19 protein-coding genes and 1 other RNA gene are annotated in these 19833 nt (G+C 63.0%); 9 read left to right on the top strand and 11 right to left on the bottom strand.

Features of this window, described 5'->3' with window-relative positions; all coding sequences use genetic code 11:
- Positions 1 to 119: 119 nt before the first annotated feature.
- The 3 genes from AUR66_RS02055 (at position 120) to AUR66_RS02045 (ending at position 1486) form a co-directional block, all read left to right on the top strand.
- On the top strand, positions 120 to 470 hold the full coding sequence (locus AUR66_RS02055; protein ID WP_058570859.1) for a winged helix-turn-helix domain-containing protein: 351 nt from the start codon (positions 120 to 122) through the stop codon (positions 468 to 470).
- Positions 471 to 472: 2 nt separating this feature from the next.
- Entirely contained in the window at positions 473 to 760 is a 288-nt protein-coding gene (locus tag AUR66_RS02050; RefSeq protein ID WP_058570858.1) for a DUF7521 family protein, read from the top strand.
- Positions 761 to 1093: 333 nt separating this feature from the next.
- The gene (locus AUR66_RS02045) at positions 1094 to 1486 is read left to right on the top strand and encodes an SHOCT domain-containing protein (RefSeq protein ID WP_058570857.1); all 393 of its coding nucleotides are present in this window, start codon (positions 1094 to 1096) and stop codon (positions 1484 to 1486) included.
- A 104-nt stretch (positions 1487 to 1590) separates the two neighbouring features.
- Here the strand turns inward: AUR66_RS02045 and AUR66_RS02040 are convergent, their stop codons facing one another.
- Positions 1591 to 2793, bottom strand: a complete 1203-nt coding sequence (locus AUR66_RS02040) for a hypothetical protein (protein WP_058570856.1) — start codon at positions 2791 to 2793, stop codon at positions 1591 to 1593.
- A 306-nt stretch (positions 2794 to 3099) separates the two neighbouring features.
- On the opposite strand from AUR66_RS02040, the gene AUR66_RS21640 reads away from it, so the two are divergent.
- Complete coding sequence (locus tag AUR66_RS21640; protein ID WP_197409650.1) at positions 3100 to 3237, top strand: hypothetical protein; 138 nt, start codon at positions 3100 to 3102, stop codon at positions 3235 to 3237.
- A gap of 23 nt (positions 3238 to 3260) precedes the next feature.
- On the opposite strand, the gene AUR66_RS02035 is transcribed toward AUR66_RS21640, so the two are convergent.
- A complete protein-coding gene (locus AUR66_RS02035) occupies positions 3261 to 4493 on the bottom strand; it encodes an MBL fold metallo-hydrolase (protein WP_058570855.1) in 1233 nt (410 codons plus the stop codon).
- Between the two features lie 94 nt (positions 4494 to 4587).
- Here AUR66_RS02035 and AUR66_RS02030 point away from each other — a divergent pair, with 94 nt between their 5' ends.
- Complete coding sequence (locus tag AUR66_RS02030; protein WP_058570854.1) at positions 4588 to 4884, top strand: hypothetical protein; 297 nt, start codon at positions 4588 to 4590, stop codon at positions 4882 to 4884.
- 88 nt (positions 4885 to 4972) lie between these two features.
- Here the strand turns inward: AUR66_RS02030 and AUR66_RS02025 are convergent, their stop codons facing one another.
- From AUR66_RS02025 to rnpB, 4 genes are all read right to left on the bottom strand, one after another.
- Positions 4973 to 6205, bottom strand: a complete 1233-nt coding sequence (locus AUR66_RS02025; protein ID WP_058570853.1) for a digeranylgeranylglycerophospholipid reductase — start codon at positions 6203 to 6205, stop codon at positions 4973 to 4975.
- 204 nt (positions 6206 to 6409) lie between these two features.
- On the bottom strand, positions 6410 to 6721 hold the full coding sequence (locus AUR66_RS02020; RefSeq protein ID WP_058570852.1) for a hypothetical protein: 312 nt from the start codon (positions 6719 to 6721) through the stop codon (positions 6410 to 6412).
- A 125-nt stretch (positions 6722 to 6846) separates the two neighbouring features.
- Complete coding sequence (locus AUR66_RS02015; RefSeq protein WP_058570851.1) at positions 6847 to 8001, bottom strand: hypothetical protein; 1155 nt, start codon at positions 7999 to 8001, stop codon at positions 6847 to 6849.
- An 86-nt stretch (positions 8002 to 8087) separates the two neighbouring features.
- Positions 8088 to 8502, bottom strand: an RNA gene (rnpB, locus tag AUR66_RS02125) — RNase P RNA component.
- A 150-nt stretch (positions 8503 to 8652) separates the two neighbouring features.
- On the opposite strand from rnpB, the gene AUR66_RS02010 reads away from it, so the two are divergent.
- Positions 8653 to 9255, top strand: coding sequence for a TIGR00296 family protein (locus AUR66_RS02010; RefSeq protein WP_058570850.1), 603 nt, complete (start codon positions 8653 to 8655; stop codon positions 9253 to 9255).
- Positions 9256 to 9399: 144 nt separating this feature from the next.
- Here AUR66_RS02010 and AUR66_RS02005 read toward each other — a convergent pair whose 3' ends face one another.
- From AUR66_RS02005 to AUR66_RS01995, 3 genes are all read right to left on the bottom strand, one after another.
- Positions 9400 to 10551, bottom strand: a complete 1152-nt coding sequence (locus tag AUR66_RS02005; RefSeq protein ID WP_058570849.1) for a nicotinate phosphoribosyltransferase — start codon at positions 10549 to 10551, stop codon at positions 9400 to 9402.
- A 75-nt stretch (positions 10552 to 10626) separates the two neighbouring features.
- Complete coding sequence (locus tag AUR66_RS02000; protein WP_058570848.1) at positions 10627 to 12051, bottom strand: Hvo_1808 family surface protein; 1425 nt, start codon at positions 12049 to 12051, stop codon at positions 10627 to 10629.
- Positions 12052 to 12129: 78 nt separating this feature from the next.
- Positions 12130 to 13587 (bottom strand): Hvo_1808 family surface protein, encoded by a 1458-nt coding sequence (locus tag AUR66_RS01995; protein ID WP_058570847.1) that lies wholly within the window; start codon positions 13585 to 13587, stop codon positions 12130 to 12132.
- 149 nt (positions 13588 to 13736) lie between these two features.
- Between AUR66_RS01995 and AUR66_RS01990 the strand changes: the two genes are divergently transcribed.
- Positions 13737 to 14309, top strand: a complete 573-nt coding sequence (locus tag AUR66_RS01990) for a cysteine hydrolase family protein (RefSeq protein WP_058570846.1) — start codon at positions 13737 to 13739, stop codon at positions 14307 to 14309.
- A gap of 18 nt (positions 14310 to 14327) precedes the next feature.
- On the opposite strand, the gene AUR66_RS01985 is transcribed toward AUR66_RS01990, so the two are convergent.
- On the bottom strand, positions 14328 to 14813 hold the full coding sequence (locus AUR66_RS01985) for a PaaI family thioesterase (protein WP_197409649.1): 486 nt from the start codon (positions 14811 to 14813) through the stop codon (positions 14328 to 14330).
- A 115-nt stretch (positions 14814 to 14928) separates the two neighbouring features.
- On the opposite strand from AUR66_RS01985, the gene AUR66_RS01980 reads away from it, so the two are divergent.
- Entirely contained in the window at positions 14929 to 17595 is a 2667-nt protein-coding gene (locus AUR66_RS01980; protein ID WP_058570844.1) for a PAS domain S-box protein, read from the top strand.
- Between the two features lie 60 nt (positions 17596 to 17655).
- Positions 17656 to 18780, top strand: a complete 1125-nt coding sequence (locus AUR66_RS01975; protein WP_058570843.1) for a hypothetical protein — start codon at positions 17656 to 17658, stop codon at positions 18778 to 18780.
- Positions 18781 to 18997: 217 nt separating this feature from the next.
- On the opposite strand, the gene AUR66_RS01970 is transcribed toward AUR66_RS01975, so the two are convergent.
- Entirely contained in the window at positions 18998 to 19681 is a 684-nt protein-coding gene (locus AUR66_RS01970) for a helix-turn-helix domain-containing protein (RefSeq protein ID WP_058570842.1), read from the bottom strand.
- Positions 19682 to 19833 lie beyond the last annotated feature (152 nt).

Below are 19833 nucleotides of genomic sequence, written 5' to 3'. Positions count from 1 at the left end.
TCACCCGACAACAGAGAGTTGGGTTCGGTGGTGGTTATGAAGGAGTGCTGTTTTGCTGGGTCGGCAAATCCGGGGAGGGTTTAAGTACGAAAGCGGAGCACTTTCGGAGTGAGAAGCGTGTGTCAGGTTCTCAAGATTCCGACGAACTGCTCGACCTCCTCGGAGACGAGTACGTCCGGTCGATTCTCGCCGCAGCGAGTCTCGAACCGCACTCCGTCAAGGACCTCAGTGAGCGCTGTGGGGTCGCACAGTCGACGGTCTATCGGCGACTGGACGACATGCTCGCCCACGACTTACTCGTCGAACGAACCGAACTCGTCGCAGACGGGAGTCACCACAGTGTCTACGAGGCGAAACTCACGCACCTCGACATCGACGTGGTCGACGGCGAGATACGAGTCGATACCAACGTGGAGTCGTCGCCCGCCGAACGGTTCACCCGCATCTGGGACGACATCAGGAGGCAGTGAGCATGCACATTGAACTCGTCGTCGCGAAAGTCGTCACGATGGCGCTCGGGTTCCTCATCGCCTATCAGGCGTACAAGGGGTACGCCGAGTACGGCAGCGAACCGATGCTCTTCGTCGCCATCGGTTTCCTGCTCATCAGCGTCGGTGCCGTCATCGAGGGCGTCCTCTTCGAAGTCGTCGGGTTGTCGCTGTTCCACGCTGGCACCATCCAGACGAGTATCGTCGCCCTCGGCATGCTCTCGGTGCTCTACTCGCTGTACGGCCTGCGGTACAGCGGTGGTGAGTCGTGACTAGCGTGTAGACCGGCGTTCTGGTCGTCACTCGCCTCGTTCCCTTTCAGGTGACGTCGCTCACGGTGACGCAGGTCCACGTCGTCGAGACTCTCGCTATCGCCGCGGGGGTCGTCGTCTTGCTCCAGTCGCTCGTGAGTTGAGTGCGGAACAGACCGAGACCAGTCGACGCCAAGTGCGAGAGTTACGATTCGTGAAGTTGGACACCACGAAATCTTTCGATGCCGAAGTCGAGGTGTACAGAGACCCCCAACAGCCAAGCAACAAACGAGGTAAACGTCGAACACGTACAGTCACTCGTAGACGGCGAAGCGCCGTCGAGGTGACACGCACATGACGACGACACACTCTTCGACGCGACTCGTTGGAATCGTATTGCTCGCGCTCACTGCACTGTTCGTCTTCCCCGCGCTCCTCGGGATGTCCGGCGTGTTCGGAATGGGACCGATGGGATGGGGCGGCGGATGGATGCACGACACGTGGATGCACGGTGGCATCGGCGGGTCCGTCCCGTGGTGGATGTGGGGCATGGGCCTCTTTGGCCAACTGCTCGTCCTCGCGGTATTGGTCGGTGGCGGCGTCCTCCTGTTCCGCGTCGTAAGCGGTGACAACGGCGGCGACGACGCCCTCGAAGAACTCCGGCGCGCGTACGCTCGCGGTGACATCGACGACGACGAGTTCGACCGGCGACAGGCCCGTCTCGAACGGGAGCAGGGCCGAGACTGACGACGTGAGAGTCAGCGGAACCGAGCGTGCTGCTCGCGGGTGTGACGGTCGGTCGCCTGCGAGGGTGTAGATGCGTCCGACGCGGTCTGTCGTCCCGCGACGGGTCACGAGTCGAGGTGAGCGGTGTCTATCCACCGGGTGAATCGCCGACCGATGTCGTCCCAGTCGTCGTTCGACTTCGACGATTCGTCCCCCGTCGCCATCCGGAGTTTTCGGTTCGAGTTGAGGTACTCGTAGGACATGATGCTCGGATACTCTTCGACCGACGCCTCGTAGGAGTCCACGCCGGGGCCGTCGCTCCCGTGGACACCGAGTAGGTGACCAATCTCGTGGACGTACAGGCGGTCAGTCTGGTCGTCGCCGGCCATAGCGATTCGACCGTAATTCGCGGAGGCGCGGACGCCACGGTCACCGATGGAGACGGTTTCGGCGAGGTAGATGTACAGGTACCCGCGCGCCGCCCCGTCGAAGTGCGCAGTGACTGCGTCGTTGTCACGCACGTTCGCCGCCGGAAGCGTCGTGAGGTCCGTCTCGTCGACGACGAAGTGAACCGCAAACCCGGTCGTACCGTCGGGGTTGTCCACCGGTGCCGACGCGAAGAACGCCGCCGTTCGGTCCAGTGCCGTCTGATTCACCGTGACCGTGTGGTACGCGTCGACTTCGAAGTAGAGGTCCTTGTGGAGTGGGTCAGCGTCAGGGAACTGCCGCGGCGCGCCGTAGACTTCCGCCCCGTCGCTGAGGCCGTCACCGTCGGTATCGGGGGCGGAGACGTTCGTCCCGATGCGCCGTTCGACGTCGTCTGGGAGGCCGTCTCCGTCGGTGTCGAGTGTGGACGGGCGCTCTGGGACAGTCGGGTCGAGGCCGAGTCGATGTTCGGTACCGTCGAAGATGGAGTCGCCGTCCGAATCGGCGTCGAGTGGGTCAGTGTCCTGTCTGAGTACCTCGGTCCAGTCGTCGAGGCCGTCGGCGTCGGTGTCTGCGGCGGTCGAGTCCGTTCCGAGCGACGCCTCCAGACGGTCGGTCAGACCGTCGGCATCCGAGTCGGCCAGCGTCGGGTCCGACACCACCGTCTGCGTGCCCACACTGACGGTACTGGACGCTGTGGCGTACGGCTCGGCGTCTTCGAGCGTCTCGATGGACGCTCGGTCACCCTCGACGGGAACGTCCACATCCACCGAGATGCTGTCGTCCCCTGCATCGGCGTCGAACGACGAAACCACGACGGCAGGAGAAAACGAAACCGCGGCGCTGGCCGTCACTGGAAGACTGAGGAGTACGACGACGACGATGAGGCGAATGGGAACCATCGAGTGACGGGTGAGCGGGGCGGTCAGGCGGGCTATCGCGCGAGAACGAGGTCGGAGTTCTCGTCTGAACGACAGAATAGAGGCGAGGAACTGCCATAGTTATAGAATACATGACACCATTAGACACAGCCTAGGTGGCGTAAGACGGAGTTTCTGGCGGCTTTTCCGCACGAAATGGAGAGAAGAGGAGGAAGAGGAGAGGAGAGGAGAAGACAGGCGAGCGTCACCCTCGGCGCTCACGAGACGAGTCACAGCCCGACGCCTGGTGACCGTAACGACTATGAATCTTTAGGCCAACCTAAAACTATGGCTTCGGATTCACCCACAGGTGGACTCAGCGCGGTGTTCAAACGGTTCCGTCCGCACCGAACCCGGCTCCGCGTCTCGGCGTGTGTCGCCGCGAGTCGGTCGATTCGCGGAGGGTCAGACGACGAGACTGCGTAACTGAGTCCCGATTTTCAGTCGAGTCAGACTTCGACGACGGCGCCGACGTCGGGAGCGACTGCCTCGAATCCATCAGTCCGGAGTTCTTCGGCGAACGCTGCACACCGGTCGCCGTGGTTGACGAAGACGGGCGTCTCACGGTAGCCGGCGAGAAACTCACGGAGGCCGTGTTTGTCCGCGTGGGCAGAGAAATCGTACATCTCGGCGCGGGCGGCGACAGGAACGACGCCGCCGTTGAGTTCGCATCTACCGCGTTCGACGAGTTCGCGGCCGGGCGTCCCTTCGACCTGATACCCGGTGAGACAGATTTTGTTCGTCGGGTCCTGGCGAATCTCTGGGATGTACGTCATCGCCGGTCCGCCAGAGAGCATCCCACTCGTCGTGACGATGACCGAATTCTGCCGCGCGATACGGCGACGCTGGCCGTCACGACCCGAGACGATTCGCGCGTTCGACTTCGCCCGCTTGAGCGCCGTCGGGTCGCGGACGTAGTCCGGGTGGTTTCGGAGCATCTTCAGCACCTGCGTCCCCATCCCGTCCACGTAGCAGTCGATGTCGTGGGCGTCGAGGACCATCAGAATCTCCTGTGTCCGACCGATGGCGAACGCCGGGACGACGACGGTGCCGCCCTGCCAGATGGTCGTCCGAACCGACTCGACGAACCGCTCTTCGACTGTCGCACGGTCTTCGTGTTCGACGTCCGAGTAGGTCGATTCACAGATGACTACGTCCGCGTCCGGGCGGTCTGTCGTCCCCGACACCAACCGCTGGTCGTCGGTGTGAAAGTCTGCGGTGTAGAGCAAGCGCGTCTCCCCGTCGTCGACGAGAACGTGTGCGCTTCCGGGGATGTGCCCCGCGTTGTAGAACGTGACCTCGTGCCCGGCCGCCTCGAACGTCTCACCGTAATCGTGCGGTTCGGACTGCTGTGTCATCCGGCGAATGTGCGTCTCTGTGAACGGGCAGTCGTAGGTACCGCCGTGGAGTTTGAGCGTGTCCCGCGCGAGGGTGAGCGCGAGTTCGTAGGTCGGCGGTGTCCAGTGGACTGCCGGCCACTCGGAACCAGAGAGGAGTGCAGGGACCGTCCCGACGTGGTCGAGGTGGCCGTGAGAGACGACGACTGCGTCGGGGTCGACCGACCCGACGGGGAACTGCGGTGGGTTCCCAGTCATCATCCCGTAGTCGAGCAGCAGCGAGTCGTTGACGAGAATCGCGCTGCGACCGACCTCCCCGGCCCCGCCGAGGAACTGAAGTTGCATTGGTGGCCCGTACCGACTGGAGGGGCTTTTGCCCGTCGGTCCGGCCGGCGAGTGAGAACTGACGTTTTTGTCTGTCGAGAGCCTCTCAGAGGCCATGGCCGACGGTACCCTCGACTCGCTGGTGGCGACGCTCCACGACCACCTCGCCGCGACGGCGACGCGCCCGGTTCGAGAAGATGCGAGCAGGTGGCTTGGCGAAGCGGAGGCCGTCACCGGCGACCTCACAATCGGTCCACTCCCGCCGGACGACGTCGTTCGAACCCGTCTCGGCCACGTCGAACACCTGCTGTCGAACGTCGACGCGACCGAAGACGACGAGGCTGACGAACACGTCGCCGCGGCGCGTGCCGCCCTCGACGATGCGCTCGCAGTGCTCGACGAGCGAGCGTGACCGACGGAGAACGGGAGTCAGCAGTGTCGGCGAGAAGACAGCGTCGGACGAGACATCTACGCCTACCTCCAAGTGTGTTGCAGTCAGATTAGTTCGAGAACCACTCTCTCGCCGTCGAAGCGAGGATAGAGAGGTCTTCGAACTTCAGCATCCGGAACATCGCGAGTGGGTTGCCGCCGTTTACCTCGTCCAACTGGTCCACCGAGAAGCGGTGGAGGTCCTTCAGGAGCGCGTCGTAGCGCTCGTTGGACGCGCGATAGAGCATCTCCGTCATGAACAGTCGGTTTTTCGCCTTCGGTGCTACCCGCTCGTGCCAGAGTTGGTCGTAGATGGCGAGTTCCGACGCAGACGTGTCGCGGTTGGTGTGCATGAGTGTGCGGTCGGCGGTCACGGCGGCGGCGCGACCAGAACGCATGCACTTGTCGATGCCCTCGCCCCAGAGCGGGTCGACCGTCGGGACAGTGTCACCGATAGCCATGAAGTTGTCCGTGCTCATCTGGCTGGGGAGTTGGATGTGTGCAGACCCGCGGTGCTGTTTGCCCGCGATGCGTTCGGCGTTTTCGAATCGGGGGTCGGTGTCGACCCAGTACTGGAGGTAGTCGTCGATGGTGAATCCAGACTTGGCGTTGTTTCGGTGCCCATCGTTCTGGATGTAACAGACGCCGACCTTCGCGGTGTCCTCGCCGGTGTGGAAAATCCACGAGTAGCCACCCGGTGCCATGTCGTGGTCGAGGCGGAGCATCATCGTGTCCGTCAGGTCCGCGTACCCATCGGGGTCGAGGTTCATCCCTTCGAACTCGTATTCGATACCGATTGCTTGTTTCTCGCGTCGTAAGTTACAGACGTCGAGTGCCTTCGCCAAGGGTGCGCTCGGACCAGTCGCGTCGATGACGATGTCACCGTAGACCTCTTCGTCCCCGTTGTATCGGACGCCGACGATTTCGCCGCCCTCCATGATCGGTTTGGAGACTCGGGCGTCGAAACGGTACTCGGCACCGTCTGCTTCGGACTCCTCGACCAACCAATTCTTGAAGTCGGCGAACTCGAGGACTGCGCCGGGTTGGTGTCGGCGGTAGTGGTGGTTCGGAGACTCCAAGATTACGTCGTCGGTGAAGTGCATGACGACGTCGTCCGGGATGTTGAACGAGGCCATCGTCGAGGGGAACGTCCCTGCAGTGGACTTGTTACTCCGCGAGGGGAATTCGTCTCGGGATTCAGTCTCGAGGACGCAGACGTCGTACCCGCGCGAGGCGAGGTCTCGTGCCGCCTGTCCACCCGCAGGGCCCGCACCTGCAATAATCACGTCATAGTTGTCTGTCATTGTAGAGTAGGCATCACCGGTAGGTTGTTCGTACGCGCTACACACTCTTTCTGAAACGAGCGTGTAATCTGCTTTGGTTTTGAACGCTCATCCAGTGGTGAATATGTTGGCGTTCGTCCTCCTCGTGACGACAGAATCGTGTGGTGACTGTTGGTTCGAGCGTAGGGATACAGAACAGGAATCGACGCGGCCGAGGACGTGGCGTCAGGCCTTGGGAATACGCCGAACTTGGAACTCTCGATAGTTCCCGTAAGCTGCTTCGAGCGCACCGAGCCACCAGTTCCAGCGCGTCGCCGGACTTCCTTCGGGTGCGTCGCGAAGGTTTCGGATGATTTCGTCCGACGTGAGTGCCGCACCACGGTCTGCTTCGGCTTGCCCCGAGTCGGCGAGGTCACGGGCTTGGCGTGCGACGACCCGGCGCTCCGCGTCGGTGCCCCCGAACTCGGCGAGAGCCTCGCGGAAGGATTCCTCGTCGAACGAGGAGTGTTGGTTGTCATGCCTATCGGTGGGAATCACACTCGTTCTATGTGGCCTGTGACAAAGAATGGCTCGGCCAGATCACTCAGAGGGCGACACGTCATCGACGTTCGTCTCGACGACCCTTCGGTTCACGTCGCGTCGAGACCGACTATTCGCTCGAGTTACGCCCACCACTCACTGCGTCGCTCGGTGTACGTGGCGTTCTGGAAGGGGTCGGGTTTGTCGGCGTCCTCTTCTGCGCCCAGATAGTGGGCCGTCCAGTAACCGACGTGCCACGCGACTGCCTCGGTATCGAGGTCGACGAGGACGATTCGGAACCTATCGTACGTCTCGAGTGCGCCGTCGCCGTCCGGGTCGTATCCGGTGACTGCGGCACACGAGGCGGCCCCGGTTCCGCACGGAGAGGTCTCCGAAAACGAGACGTGGATGTCCGCCGCCTCGGGGTCGTCGACGTACCTAAAGGAGAGGGTGTCGGGCATTCCCGGTGCACCCGCGGCGAAGTAGTCGAAGGCGTGTCCGACCTGCTCGCGCGCGCCATCGGGCTCTCTCGCACCTGATTCGTTCACGTAGACCGTGAACTCGGGGTCGTCCCACGGGAACGCCTTCTCGGTCGCGTTCGTCCGCGGAAGTGTGTAGAGGATGCCAGTCGCGTTCATCAAGTCGGCCGGTTCGTCGCCGTGGGCGAGGCCGAGCGTGTGGCCTAACTCGTGTTCGACGATTTCGACCGTCGAATCGTCACCGAATCCCGTCTTGACGTAGACCGTCTCTGGGCGGTCGATTTGGCGAGCGTCGGTGATGTACGGCGCACATCCGACGGCGTCGGCCTGCCCACTGCACTCGGGGATGGTGTCCGAAAACTGGAGGATGATGTCGGGGTTCCGCACGTCGGACGACACCGCGTATTCGACTTCGTAGCCGAGGTACCGCGCGTCGTTTCGCTCCCAGAACACCGTCGCCTCTCGGACCAATGTCTCGTAATCTCGGCCGTCGTTCGGCGCACGCACCTCGATGATGACCGGGTCGGACCCCCACGGGCCGTATCCCGACGCGGGTGGATACGTCGTGGTTACTGCCTCCGATTCCGCCGTCGTGGTCTGAGGTGCTGTCGTCTCCGACGACGATGTAGTCGTCTCCGGTTCTATCGTCGTCGGTGGCGTCGGAGTGGTCTCCGTCGAATCGGTGGTCTGCGTCGCAGTCGCGGGCGTCGTCGTGTCTGTCGCCGTCGTGACTGCCGGTCCATCACCGTCCAAAGACACCGGTGCCGTACATCCCGCGAGAACGACGAGGAGGACGACGAAAATCGGGAGACCACGCATACCCGAACAGGGGCGGCGAGATGGCAAGAAGGTTTGTCCTCGTCAGACGGGTGACGAGACAGAGCGGTCGCTCACAGTTCGAAATCGGCTGAGAGGAGTAAGCCCCCTTCTGTTCGTCCCAGCATTCGGCTAAGCGTCCGCGTCCTTCTCGGGTCGAAACCCGAGGGCACGCCGGGCGAACCCGGGCGTGCCGTCCGGACTACCTTCACGGCGCGGACTTGCACCGGTGAGGATTCACCGTTCCATCCATTCTCGACCGTCTACCCTTCGCGGGTTATCTCCCTCCCCTCACGGGTCGGTTCGCGTGCATTCGAGTTGCCTCGGACGCACCGCCGACGGCCGGTGGCCGCCGCGCGCGCATCATCGGTCGGGTCGAGGGGTGTCGTTTCTGTTCCAGAGCCAGCCGTCTCCGACTCCGGGCTTGCGCCCGGTCACCTGTCCAGACGGTGGGGGGACTTTCCTCATGCCCGAAGTGGGCACGGGAACTGGGCTCTCTCTGCCGACGTACTGTAGCCTCGTCCGTCGGATAAGCGGTTCGATTGGTCCGGTCGAACGGCCCGTATATGGGTACTTATGTGGACATTAACCGACCTAACAACCGATTAACACTCGAGGGAAGCGTTGAAGTCAACACAGGCCTTGAATAGTAATATGTCCGAGGCGCAGACCGTACACCTCACCTACGAGGATGGGGCGCGGGCGGTCGAACTGGCGCGGGAATCGGTCGAATCGTACGTTCTTCACGGGCAACGAGAACAACCGGGCAGTATGCGAGATGCCTTCTACGCACGAACTGGGGCGTTCGTACGTATCAAGTCGACACGTGGGCGTGGTCGACTTCGAGGCTGTGCAGGCGCGTATCGCGGTAAAGACCAACTGGGTCACGCTATCGTCGACGCCGCAATCAAGGCGTCTTCCGGCGACTCCTGTCAGACGGAAATCGAGGCACCGGAACTCCCGAATCTCAACATCTCCGTCTGTATCGTGAACAGTTATACGCTGACTAACGACCCTGTCGCGGATATCGAACTCGGGAAGCACGGCGTCGCTATCGACGCTGGCGGCGTCCACGGGTGGATGTACCCGACGCTTCCACTCGAGCTTGGGTGGTCGAAAGAAGAGTTCCTCACGAACGCCTGCCGTAAGGCCGGTCTCTCGCCGCTGGCGTGGCAGGACGACGACACCATGATTACGCTCTTCGAAGGACAGGTCTTCCGCGAGCGTGACGACGGCGGCAGCGTCGAAGCGCTGTAAGTTCACAGCAGAGACAGACCACGAACAGAGCGGTTTGCACACAGACGACGGCAATCGTACCGCTGTCGACGTGACGTTCTCGTTTCACCCGATAGAATACGTTCTGAGCGGTGTCTTCACGCTGACACCGGGCCCTATCTTCCGCTACTCCTCGCCGAATCCGACTTTCTCTGCGTCTTCGCGGGTCCGTCGCGTCGCCGCGTCGAGGTCGAACTCGCGGACGAGTTCGCCGTCGCGAATCAACGGTTCGAGCAGTGACTCGCCGTCGGTCGGGCCGGGTCGGCCACGCAGACCGACGTGGTGTCCGCCGTCGGTCGTGCGGTAGACTTCTTTGACGCCGGAGAGTTTCCCGCGCTTGGCCGCCGGTTCGCCGTCCACTTCGACGATGTCGAGTGCGAAGTCGACAGGGTTGGCGTTCGAGATGTACCCGCCGACGCCGAACCCGTCGACGACGTCGCGGAGGTGCCGCAGTTCGGCCGGACCGAGACCACCGCTGACGAAGATGCCGACGTCTTCGTGCCCGCGTGCGTCGAGTTCCCAGCGAACCTCACGGGCGATGTGGCGGAAGTCACCACGGCGCGACGAGGTGGTGTCGAGTCGAACGCTGTCGAGGTCGTCGCCGAGTGTCTCGACGGCGCGGAGGACTTCTTCGGTCTCGTCGCCGTAGGTGTCACAGAGTGCGACACGCGGCACGTCTTCCGGTACCGCGTCGTCGAACGCGCGGAAGGCGTCGGCTTGATTTCCACGGCCGAAGGCGATGAGAAGTGCGTGCGGCATCGTCCCCGACGCGTCCTTCCCGAGAATCTCGCCCGCGGCGACGTGCGAAAAGCCGTCGAGACCCGCGACGAGGGCGCTCCGTTCGACCATCGCGGCGATAGAGGGGTGGACGTGGCGCGCGCCGAAGGAAAAGACAGGGGTGTTGGGCGCGGCGACGCGCGCGTCGAGTGCGGCAGTCGCGCATCCGGAGGCGTGCGAGAGGAATCCGAGGAGCGAGGTTTCGAGGCGGGCGAATTCGAGGTAGTTCCCCTCGATTCGCATCACTGGGCCGCCGTCGAACAGTTGCCCCTCGAACATGGCGTCCACGTCGACGTCGTGTCCTTCGAGGAGTGCCGCGGCGTCTTTCACACCGGCGAACACCTCGAAGTCCCCGTCGGGGAACTGGTCCGCAGTCACCTCGGCGACGACGCGGGGGTTCTTGCCCGCGTGGCGGAGGGTGGCCTCGGTCCGCTCGAAGTAGGCGTCGGTCGCGACGCCTTCGCGGATGGCCTCGGGACCGACGATGTCGAACTCAGTCATTGTCGAGGAGTCTGCCCCGCGCGATGAAAAAGGTGCATAATCGGAGCGAGCGGTCGAAGACGAATTTTCTTCAATCTATGCTCGCCTGTGCACCGCGTCCAACTCCTCGACTGTCGGCGCGTTCACGATGGTGACCGTGTCGCCGTCTCGCGTCACGCGGTACGCGTCGGCGAACGGGCCATCTTCGACGACGTATGTATGTTCGGCGGCGTACGTCGCGCCGAGACGGAGTTTGAGCGTGTACGTCAGGTACGCCGTCTCGAACTGTCGTGCGTCTTCTTCGGTGTCCCAGACCGTCTTCCAGACGTAGGCGCGGTGGTCTGGGTTCGCCGATGCGTCGGCGTCAGATGCGGGGCGATACGGAACGACGAGGTCACCGGCCCACCCGGCAGAGGGGCCCGCAGAGTAGTTGTACGCCGAGTAGTTGCCCGTGTTGCGCTGGAGGTTCTGCTTGTCGATGGCACCGTGTTTCCAGAACATGGCGAAGATGGACGCCTCACCGACGGTGTCACCCACCGGGTCGTGGTCGTATCGGGTCCACTCGGCCGACGAGCGGTCTTCGATGGTCACCTCGACCGGTCGTTCGTCGGGGTACGTCTCGGGGTGGAAGATGTGTTCCGTCGAGACTGGCCGGTTCGCGTAGGCGTCGTCGACTGCCTCCCATCCGCCGCGTTCGCGCAGGGCAGTGACGAACTCCGGACCCTCGCTGTACGGCGCGTAGATGGTCAAGAAGACCGGATAGTCGAACGACCCGCTTCCCGACCCGGCACCGGACGGACGAGCGACGCACTCCCACTCCGCCGCACAGCGTTCTTCGTACAGTCGGTCCACGTACCGCGCGTCGCCTTCGACCAGTCCGTTCTCGGCGAGTTGCTCGTCCTGCGTCGGTGGTGACTCGTCGAGGCCGAAGTGCTGGTCCTGCAATGCGTGGTGGAGTTCGTGCGCCAGCGTCCGCCGGTCGATGACTGGGTCGCCATCGGTACTGATGAGGACGATGTGGTCCTCTGACGGGGAGTAGTAGCCGAGGACGGCGCCGCCGTAGAGTTCACCGAACACCTCGTTGATAGTCCGGTCCTCGCCGACCAGCAAGAGTGCCTCCCAGACCTGGTCGTTCCAGTCGTGGTGGAGCGCCTCAGACGCGTTTTCCGGGGGGTCACCGATGTCCGACTCGTTTCGGTACTCGGCGCGCGAGATGACTTCCACGGGGACGGGGTCCGTGAACTCCAGTTCGCGGATGACTTCGACGCGGGCCATCGTCCGGGCGACGAACGCCTCGCGTTCGGTCGCGTTCAGGCCGTCAGACTGGTCAACGTCGATCGACTCGTTGTACCAGTAGCCGTTTTCCCACCCGAGTCGGTCCGTTGGTGGGTCGTCGGGCCACGACCACTCACTCGCAGCGCCGTCGTCTGGCGTCGCTGTGGGAGTCATCACGGGCGCAGCACACCCTGCGACGAGGAGGAGAAGCAACGAGAGGAGCACGGCGAGGCGAGACCGGTTCATAGAGAGTGAAAGGACAGAGGAAGGAAAAAGCGTCACGGGCGATTCAGAGAGAGCGAGTGCCGTGGCGACCGGTACTGCTCAGGACGCGAGGCTCGGCCGAATCTCGTCTACGTCGGCGGGCGCCGGGCCGTTGACGATGACCACGCGGTCACCGGACCTGACGACGCGGAACGCGTCGTTGAACTCGCCGTCTTCGACGACGTAGACGCCGTCTGCTTGCTGTGTCGCGCCGTTCGCGTCGAGGATGTTCAGATACGCGTCGTGGAACTCGCGGGCGTCACCGTCGGAGTCCCACTGCGTCACCCAGACGTACCCGTACTCAGTCTCGGACCCTGCGTCGTTCTTGTACGGGAACAGTCGGTCGTTGCCCCACCCATCGGAGGGTGCAGCGTCGTAGTTGTACGTATCGTACTGCTCGTCCGTCTCGACGATGGTCTGGAGACGAACTGTCTCGGCACCGGCCGTTCGCGCCTGATACCAGAACATGGCGTAGATAGACGCCTCACCGACTGTGTCGGACCCCTCGACGCCCTGGTTGGGGAACGTCGTCCACCCGTTCGTGCCTTCGTCGTCGAACGTGATGGGAGTCGGCGTCTCGTCTGTGACGTGGATGGTCTGCTCGGACGACACGGGCGGATTGCGAAGTTTGTCGTTGACAGCGTCCCAGCCACCCTCCTGGTAGATACTGTTCATGTAGACGGGACCGTCAGAGTACGGTTGGAAGATAGTGAGGAGGATACCGAGGTTCGGTCCGCCACCACCGCCAGACCCGCCGGACCCACCCGCGGCAGGCGTGGCCACACAGTCCCACGCACCGGACTCACACTCGTCAGTATACATGAGTTCGACGAGTTTCGCGTCACCTTCGACGACGCCGTCGATGGCGAGGTCACCGTCCTGCGTCTGTCCGCGGTAGCGCTGGTCGGTCAGGTCGAAGTGCTGGTCTTGGAGTGCGTGGACGAGTTCGTGAATCAGCGTCGCGTTGTCGATAGTCGGCGCGCCGGTGGAGTCGGTGACGATTTTGATTTCGTCGTCGCCCGGCGAGTAGAACCCGAGGACGGCGCTTCCGGTCGTCTCCGAGATGGCGTCCGCACTGCCTTGCGACTCACCGGTGATGAACAGCGCTTCCCACACCTGGTCGTTCCAGCGGTTGAACTCGGAGTCCGGCGACCCAGAGCGGTTGGCGTTACCGGCGCGATAGTCGTCCCGAGAGATGACGTTCACGGGGACCGACTCTTGGAATTCGAGTTCCCGGATGTGTTCGACGCGCGCCATTCCACGGGCTACGTACGCCTCGAGTTCGGAGTCGTTGAGGCCGTCAGACTGGTCGACTGCAATCGGTTCGTCGTACCAGTAGCCGTTCTCCCACCCGAGGACGTCCTGTTCGGGGTCGGAGAAGCCTTCTCTGTCGGGGTCCGGCGTCACGGGCGGAGACGTGTCGCCACTCGTTGCACCGGGTGTCGCGGAGGGGGCGGCACACCCAGCGAGAACCAAGAGAGCGGCGACGAAGATGGCACGGTAGCCAGTCGTTCGCATACCCTACTCTTGGCCTCCTGAGGGAAGTACCTTGTCTGATACGTTCGGCGAAACCGACGGATTACGGCGGGTCGACGGCGAGGCCGACGTGACAGGAGACGACCGCTCGCTGGTGTACTGTTTTGGTCGTCCCGACACAACGGCCACGTATGGCACTCGACCCGACACGGACTGCAGTCGTCGTCGTCGACATGCAAAACGGCTTCTGCCACCCAGACGGGAGCCTCTTTTCGTCCGCGAGCGACGCGGCCGTCGAGGCCGTCACCGACCTCGTTTCGACGGCCCGCGAAGCGGGCGCCCGCATCGTCTACACGCGAGACGTCCATCCACCCGACCAGTTCGACGATTCACACTACTACGACGAGTTCGACCGCTGGGGCGAACACGTCGTCGAGGGCACGTGGGACGCCGAGTTACTCGACGCCCTCGACGTGCGAGACGACGACCTGGTCGTCGAGAAACACACCTACGACGCGTTCTACCAGACGCAACTGGAGGGATGGCTCGACTCCCACGGAATCGACGACCTACTCATCTGTGGGACGCTCGCGAACGTCTGTGTCCTCCACACTGCCGGAAGCGCTGGCCTCCGCGACTATCGACCAATCCTCGTCACGGACGCCCTCGGCTACATCGAACAGTCGCACAAGGAGTACGCCGTCGAGCACGCAGACTGGTTGTTCGGTGAGACGACGACGCTCGGCGAAATCGAGTTCGAGTGAGGCGAGAGGGAGAGCAGTTCAGTCGCGGAAGAGTCGGTACGCGCCCTGTCCAGTGGCCACGGCGTCGTCCCAGTCGGTCGACGGCGACTGTCGCCGCGCCACGTCGGCGTCTTCTTTCGGGTCGGTACTGACGACGGTGATGGTGCTGACACCGACGCTCCCGCCCGCGCGAACGACTTCTGCGACGGCGGTGAGGTCACCCGACGCGCGACGGAGGTAGTTCACGTTGAGGTTGATGGTGGCGACGCCACCTGAGAGCGGATTGTCGAGCATCGTCCGGAGTGCGATGCCGCCTGCCGTGTCGATGAGCGTCGCCGCGATACCGCCGTGGATGGTCGGCGGCGAGACAGTGTTCGTGAGTTTCTCGTCGTACGGGATGGTCATCACGATGCGGCCACGCTCGATGGCGTCGACCCGCGTATTGAGCCACGAGAGATAGCCGTGTTCGTCCTCGATGTGCCGCTGGACGATGGCCGCGGCGTCGGCAGGAAACTCGTCGGTCATGTCACGAACGACTATTCGAGAACGCATGTAACCGACGGTCCGCGTCTCGGTGGCCCGAGATGCTGCCGAAGATAGACGCCGTGAGATATTTATCGGCCCCGAAAATCGTACCTGTATGAACGATTCCCGCGTCCTTCTCGTCGGCGAGGATGCCGCTCTCCTCAGAGATGGCATCGAACGACGCGGGTTCGCCGTCGAGACGGTGAGCGAACGAGACACCGCCTTCGACGCACTCGACGAGACAGTCGGCGGTGTCGTCGTCGACGGTATCTGCACGAGAGGCCAGCGTGCCGATAACGACGGTGCACACGACGCTGCGACCACCTCTGACGCCGACGCTGCTGCCGACTGTGACGCCGAATTCATCTCGAAGGTCCGCGACTACGTCGGACCGGTTCCAGTCTACGTCCTCGTCGACGACTCCGAACGTGCCACTGCAACCGCCGTCCGCGGCGGTGGAATCGGCATCGAACGCTCGGCCGTCGCCGACGACACGGCCGCACTCGCCGCCCGTCTCGAACGGGCCATGGAGTTCTCGCAGTGGGCGGCCACGTCCCGAGAGGGCGACTCCCTGTATCGACTCATCGTCGAGCAGAGCAACGACGCCATCTTCATCGGACAAGACGCCGACTTCCAGTTTTGGAACCGACGACTCACCGAACTGACTGGGCTGAACGACGACGAACTCGCAGCGAGTGCCGTCTTGGACGTCATCCACCCCGACGACCGGCAGAAGGTCGCAGACATCTCTGACCGTCGCCGCCGCGGAGAGGACGTTCCGACGAACTACAACGTTCGCGTCGTCGACACCGACGGCGACGTCCACGAGTGTTCGGTGACCGTCCAAGATATCCACTACCACGGAGAGTACGGTGTCCTCGTCACGATGCGAGACGTGACGGAACAACGGGCGACCGAAGCCCGGTTCCAGAGCCTCATCGAACTGGCACGAGACGTCGTGACGCTCGTGGGGACCGACGGTCGGGTCAAGTACCAGAGTCCGTCGGTCGAATCCGTCCTCGGGTTCGACCAAGACGAACTGGTCGGCAAACACATCGAGGAACTGGTCCACCCCGACGACAGAGCAGTCGTCCTCTCGGCGTACGAGGAGTCACTACAGACTGAGACAGGTACCAAAGAGCCGATTCGCTACCGACACCGCGGCGCAGACGGGTCGTGGCGCTGGATGGAGTCGATGGCGACGAACCAGGCAGATACGGTCGTCGACGGTTTCGTGGTCACGTCGCGCGACGTGACCGAACAGCGAACCTACGAACGTCGCTTGCAGCGGTACGAGACGATCGTCGAGAGCATCCACCAAGGCGCCTACGTCGCGGATGCAGACCGGACTATCCGGTACATCAACGAGGCCGCAGCAGACCGGGTCGGCGTGTCTCCAGAGACGCTGGTCGGCGAACACATCTCGGTCACGAAGGACTACGGCCTGCTCGACGACGACCAGTACGCGCAGATAGATGCTGCACTCGACGACATCCTCTCCGGCGAGAGCACCGGTGAACGACTCGAACTGTCGCTGTCGTCATCCACCGTCGAACGCGTCGTCGAATTCACCGTCACGCCAATCACCGACGACGCAGGTGGGGTCACGGGTGCTGTCGGCCTCTCGTCCGACATCACCGAGCGCAAACGATACGAAGAACGCCTCAACGCGCTCCACGTGTCGACACGGCGGTTGAGCGCGGCGACGAGCAAAACGGCCGTCGCGGAGGTCGTCTGCGATGCCGCCGTCGAGGTACTCGACTACGAACTCAGCGGCGTCCTCCTGTACGACGACTCGCGCGACGCACTCGTTCCGACGGCGTTCACCGAGCGAGCGATGCACGAATTCGGGGAGGTACCGCCGCTTCCGCGAGGAACGGGCCTCTCGTGGGAGGTGTTCGAATCGCAGGAGCTCTGTCTCTACGACGACGTCGAGTCGAATCCACAACGCTACAACCCGGACACCGACATCGCAGAGGAGTTGGTCGTCCCCATCCCCGACTACGGGGTGTTCTTCGTCGGGTCGCTCGAATCGGGCGAACTCGCAGACCAGCGCGTCACGCTGGCGAGAGTGCTGGCGTCGAACACACGCGCCGCACTCGACAGGGTCGAACGCGAGCAACTCCTCCGTCGCCGCGAACAGGAACTCGCCCGGCAGAACGAGCAACTGGAGTCGTTCGCCTCCGTCGTCTCACACGACTTACAGAACCCGCTCAACGTCGCAACGGGGTATCTCGAACTCGCACGCGAGCAACACGACTCCGACGAACTGCAACGGGTCGCCGACGCACACGACCGGATAGCGTCGATAATTCAGGACGTGTTGACGCTCGCTCGAAACGGGCAGACTATCGACGAAGTCGAACTGCTGTCGCTCGACGCGGTCGCGACAGAAGCGTGGGACATCGCCGCGGCCAACACACCGGATGCCACGCTCGATGTCGAGGGGAGCGAAGACGTACGCGCCCATCGAGGCCGCCTGCGACAACTCCTCGAAAACCTCGTCTCGAACGCGATTCGACACGGTGGCGACGACGTGACGGTCCGAATCGGCCCCCTCGAGGACCGGGTGGGGTTCTACGTCGCAGACGACGGACCAGGGGTTCCCGAGTCGGCGCGCCCGCGAATCTTCGAAGCGGGGTTCACGACGAGCACAGACGGGACTGGAATCGGCCTCAGCATCGTCCAGAGCGTCATCAACGCCCACGGGTGGAGCATCTGGTTCGACGAGAGTCGTGACGGTGGCGCACGGTTCGAAATCACGACCGAAGACGAGTCGTAACCCCTGCGAACGTCGCCGTCAGCGTAAACACCTAATTCGGGGGCTTTCGAAGTCCGACGCATGGACCGACCAGACGAAGCGACGAGACAGGCGGTCGAATCCTGTCGTGCCGCCCTGCCACAGAGAGTCGATGGAGGGCGTGTCGTCTTCGGATTCGACGGCTACATCGACCGTGTGCGGGAGTTCGTCTCCGAGCGACAGTCCGCCGAGGAGTACGAGCGTGTCCCGACGTTAGAGGCGTTCGCTGAGCGTGTGAACGCGTCTGTCGAAGCCGAGAGTTCGCTCTCCTTCGAGTGGATACAAGACGGCGTCCGGACGGGTGGTCACGTGAGTCACCTCGCGCGGGCCTTCGGCGAGATGGGGTTCGACCCCGCAATCGTCGGGTGTCTCGGCGACCCACCGGAAGACCCGTTCGCCGAGGAGTTCGGTGACTACCCGCTCGAAACGCTCGGGGCACCGGGGTACACCGACGCCGTCGAGTTCGGCGACGGGAAACTGATGCTCACCGAGATTGGCGCACTGATGACGCTCGACTGGGCAGACATCGAATCTCGTGTCGGACTGGACCGCCTCGCCGAACTCGTCGATGGGGCCGAACTGCTCGGCATGGGCTACTGGTCGGAGATGCCCGAACTCCCCGACGTTGCACGCGGCATCCGCGAAGACCTCTGGCCGACGCTCTCGAACCCACCGGAGACGCTCTTGTTAGACCCCGGTGACCTCCGGAAGCGCGAACCCGACGTCGTCGCAGAAGGGGTGTCGCAGGTGTCCGCACTGGACGACGTCGTGGACGTCCTCGTCTCGGCAAACCGATACGAGACGCGCTATCTCGCGCAACTCGGCGGTGCCGCCGAGGGTGACTTCGAGAACGAGTCGCGCGCCGCGTTCGACCACCTCGGCGTCACGCGGTTCGTGGGCCACGGAATCGACGCGGCACACCTCGTGGACGACGACGGTATCGTCAGCGTCGGCGTCCCGAAGACGGACGACCCCGTCCTCACGACGAGTTCCGGTGACCACTTCAACGCTGGTCTCGCACTCGGACACGTCCTCGGCCTCGGACGGACGGACTCACTCGTCGTCGGAAACGCCGTCGCCGGACACTTCGTCCGCAACGGAACTCCGCCGACGTACGGAGCGGTTCACGCATTCGTGGATAGCTACCTCGACTACTTCGAGGCGTAACCGCGGCCACGTCCGGGCCATCTACTCGTGGCCTGTCGTTGTGACGAAGGACGAGAGTCGTCGCGTCTCTAGTTAAAAAGGACTTGTCTGAACAAGAGGTACGTATATTCGACCAATGCGAGAACGAGACAGTGTCAGAGGCACCATCACAGTGGCGTACTGACATCCCCCCACGTGTTTCACTGCTTCCGAGCGCCACGGGAGCGAGTGAACTTTTTTACTGTGAGTATTCGCGGTCTGTGTCGTCAACCGACGACGCGACGAGGCGATTGAGTGCCCGACGGATTCGCTGGGAGAGTGCCTGTTCAGAGATGCCGATATCGTCGGCGATGTCGGCGAGAGAGGCTTCTTTCGGCGTCTCGAAGTACCCCTGTGAGAACGCGAGTTCGAGTGCCGTCAGTTGTTTCTCCGAGAGGTCGGAAGTGGCAGGGTGACGCTCGTCCACACTGGACGGTTCGACCCGACGGACGTCGATTTCGAGACGCCGGTCGAGGCACGTGTCGTGGAACTGTGCGGCGTGGTCGTTGGTCGGGAAGAAGACCGAAAGGGTCCACCCATCTTTCGTTCCGACCATCTCCCGAACGATGCCGTCGTGTGCCTGAATCGTCGAGATGATACCACCGTCTTGCAGTGACCACTGACAGCGATACAACCGCCGCTCGGGTCCACTCGACACGAGTTCGAAGTGCTCGACGTTGGCGTGTGAGTCCAGAACGTCTTCGATACTGTCGACGTTCGGACCGGTTGTGGTGAAGTAGGGAACGGGGTCACTCGAGATAGGGACACCCGGGACGAACGTGATTTCGAGGTCCGAGTCTTCGAGCGCGGTTCCCAGGTACGAATCACCGAGGGGGTAGCCGAGTTCGACTTCGTACCCGGCGGACGTCTCGTCGTCAGGCATCAGTCAGGTGGAGTGGGGTTTCGAAAGACACCCACAACTCGACGATGGGTCGCGTACTGTTTCTCACGAGCGAAGATAGGTAAGTGAGATACAGACATATTATTTCCGGACAGTAGACCTTTCATAGTAAATGAATTTAAATACCATCCAGA

Source organism: Haloferax profundi, assembly GCF_001469865.1.
GTDB lineage: Archaea > Halobacteriota > Halobacteria > Halobacteriales > Haloferacaceae > Haloferax > Haloferax profundi.
Note: the sequence above shows the minus strand (reverse complement) of the source record. Positions and strands in the feature narration are given on the sequence as shown.

Excerpts from the sequence above, each read along its gene's own strand:
- AUR66_RS01975 (WP_058570843.1), top strand. The coding sequence starts at position 17,656 with ATGGACCGACCAGACGAAGCGACGAGACAGGCGGTCGAATCCTGTCGT.
- AUR66_RS02005 (WP_058570849.1), bottom strand. The coding sequence starts at position 10,551 with ATGACTGAGTTCGACATCGTCGGTCCCGAGGCCATCCGCGAAGGCGTC.
- AUR66_RS02010 (WP_058570850.1), top strand. The coding sequence starts at position 8,653 with ATGTCCGAGGCGCAGACCGTACACCTCACCTACGAGGATGGGGCGCGG.
- AUR66_RS02050 (WP_058570858.1), top strand. The coding sequence starts at position 473 with ATGCACATTGAACTCGTCGTCGCGAAAGTCGTCACGATGGCGCTCGGG.
- AUR66_RS02025 (WP_058570853.1), bottom strand. The coding sequence starts at position 6,205 with ATGACAGACAACTATGACGTGATTATTGCAGGTGCGGGCCCTGCGGGT.
- AUR66_RS02015 (WP_058570851.1), bottom strand. The coding sequence starts at position 8,001 with ATGCGTGGTCTCCCGATTTTCGTCGTCCTCCTCGTCGTTCTCGCGGGA.
- AUR66_RS02045 (WP_058570857.1), top strand. The coding sequence starts at position 1,094 with ATGACGACGACACACTCTTCGACGCGACTCGTTGGAATCGTATTGCTC.
- AUR66_RS02030 (WP_058570854.1), top strand. The coding sequence starts at position 4,588 with ATGGCCGACGGTACCCTCGACTCGCTGGTGGCGACGCTCCACGACCAC.
- AUR66_RS01990 (WP_058570846.1), top strand. The coding sequence starts at position 13,737 with ATGGCACTCGACCCGACACGGACTGCAGTCGTCGTCGTCGACATGCAA.
- AUR66_RS01970 (WP_058570842.1), bottom strand. The coding sequence starts at position 19,681 with ATGCCTGACGACGAGACGTCCGCCGGGTACGAAGTCGAACTCGGCTAC.
- AUR66_RS21640 (WP_197409650.1), top strand. The coding sequence starts at position 3,100 with ATGGCTTCGGATTCACCCACAGGTGGACTCAGCGCGGTGTTCAAACGG.
- AUR66_RS02040 (WP_058570856.1), bottom strand. The coding sequence starts at position 2,793 with ATGGTTCCCATTCGCCTCATCGTCGTCGTCGTACTCCTCAGTCTTCCA.
- AUR66_RS01985 (WP_197409649.1), bottom strand. The coding sequence starts at position 14,813 with ATGACCGACGAGTTTCCTGCCGACGCCGCGGCCATCGTCCAGCGGCAC.
- AUR66_RS01995 (WP_058570847.1), bottom strand. The coding sequence starts at position 13,587 with ATGCGAACGACTGGCTACCGTGCCATCTTCGTCGCCGCTCTCTTGGTT.
- AUR66_RS02035 (WP_058570855.1), bottom strand. The coding sequence starts at position 4,493 with ATGCAACTTCAGTTCCTCGGCGGGGCCGGGGAGGTCGGTCGCAGCGCG.
- AUR66_RS01980 (WP_058570844.1), top strand. The coding sequence starts at position 14,929 with ATGAACGATTCCCGCGTCCTTCTCGTCGGCGAGGATGCCGCTCTCCTC.
- AUR66_RS02000 (WP_058570848.1), bottom strand. The coding sequence starts at position 12,051 with ATGAACCGGTCTCGCCTCGCCGTGCTCCTCTCGTTGCTTCTCCTCCTC.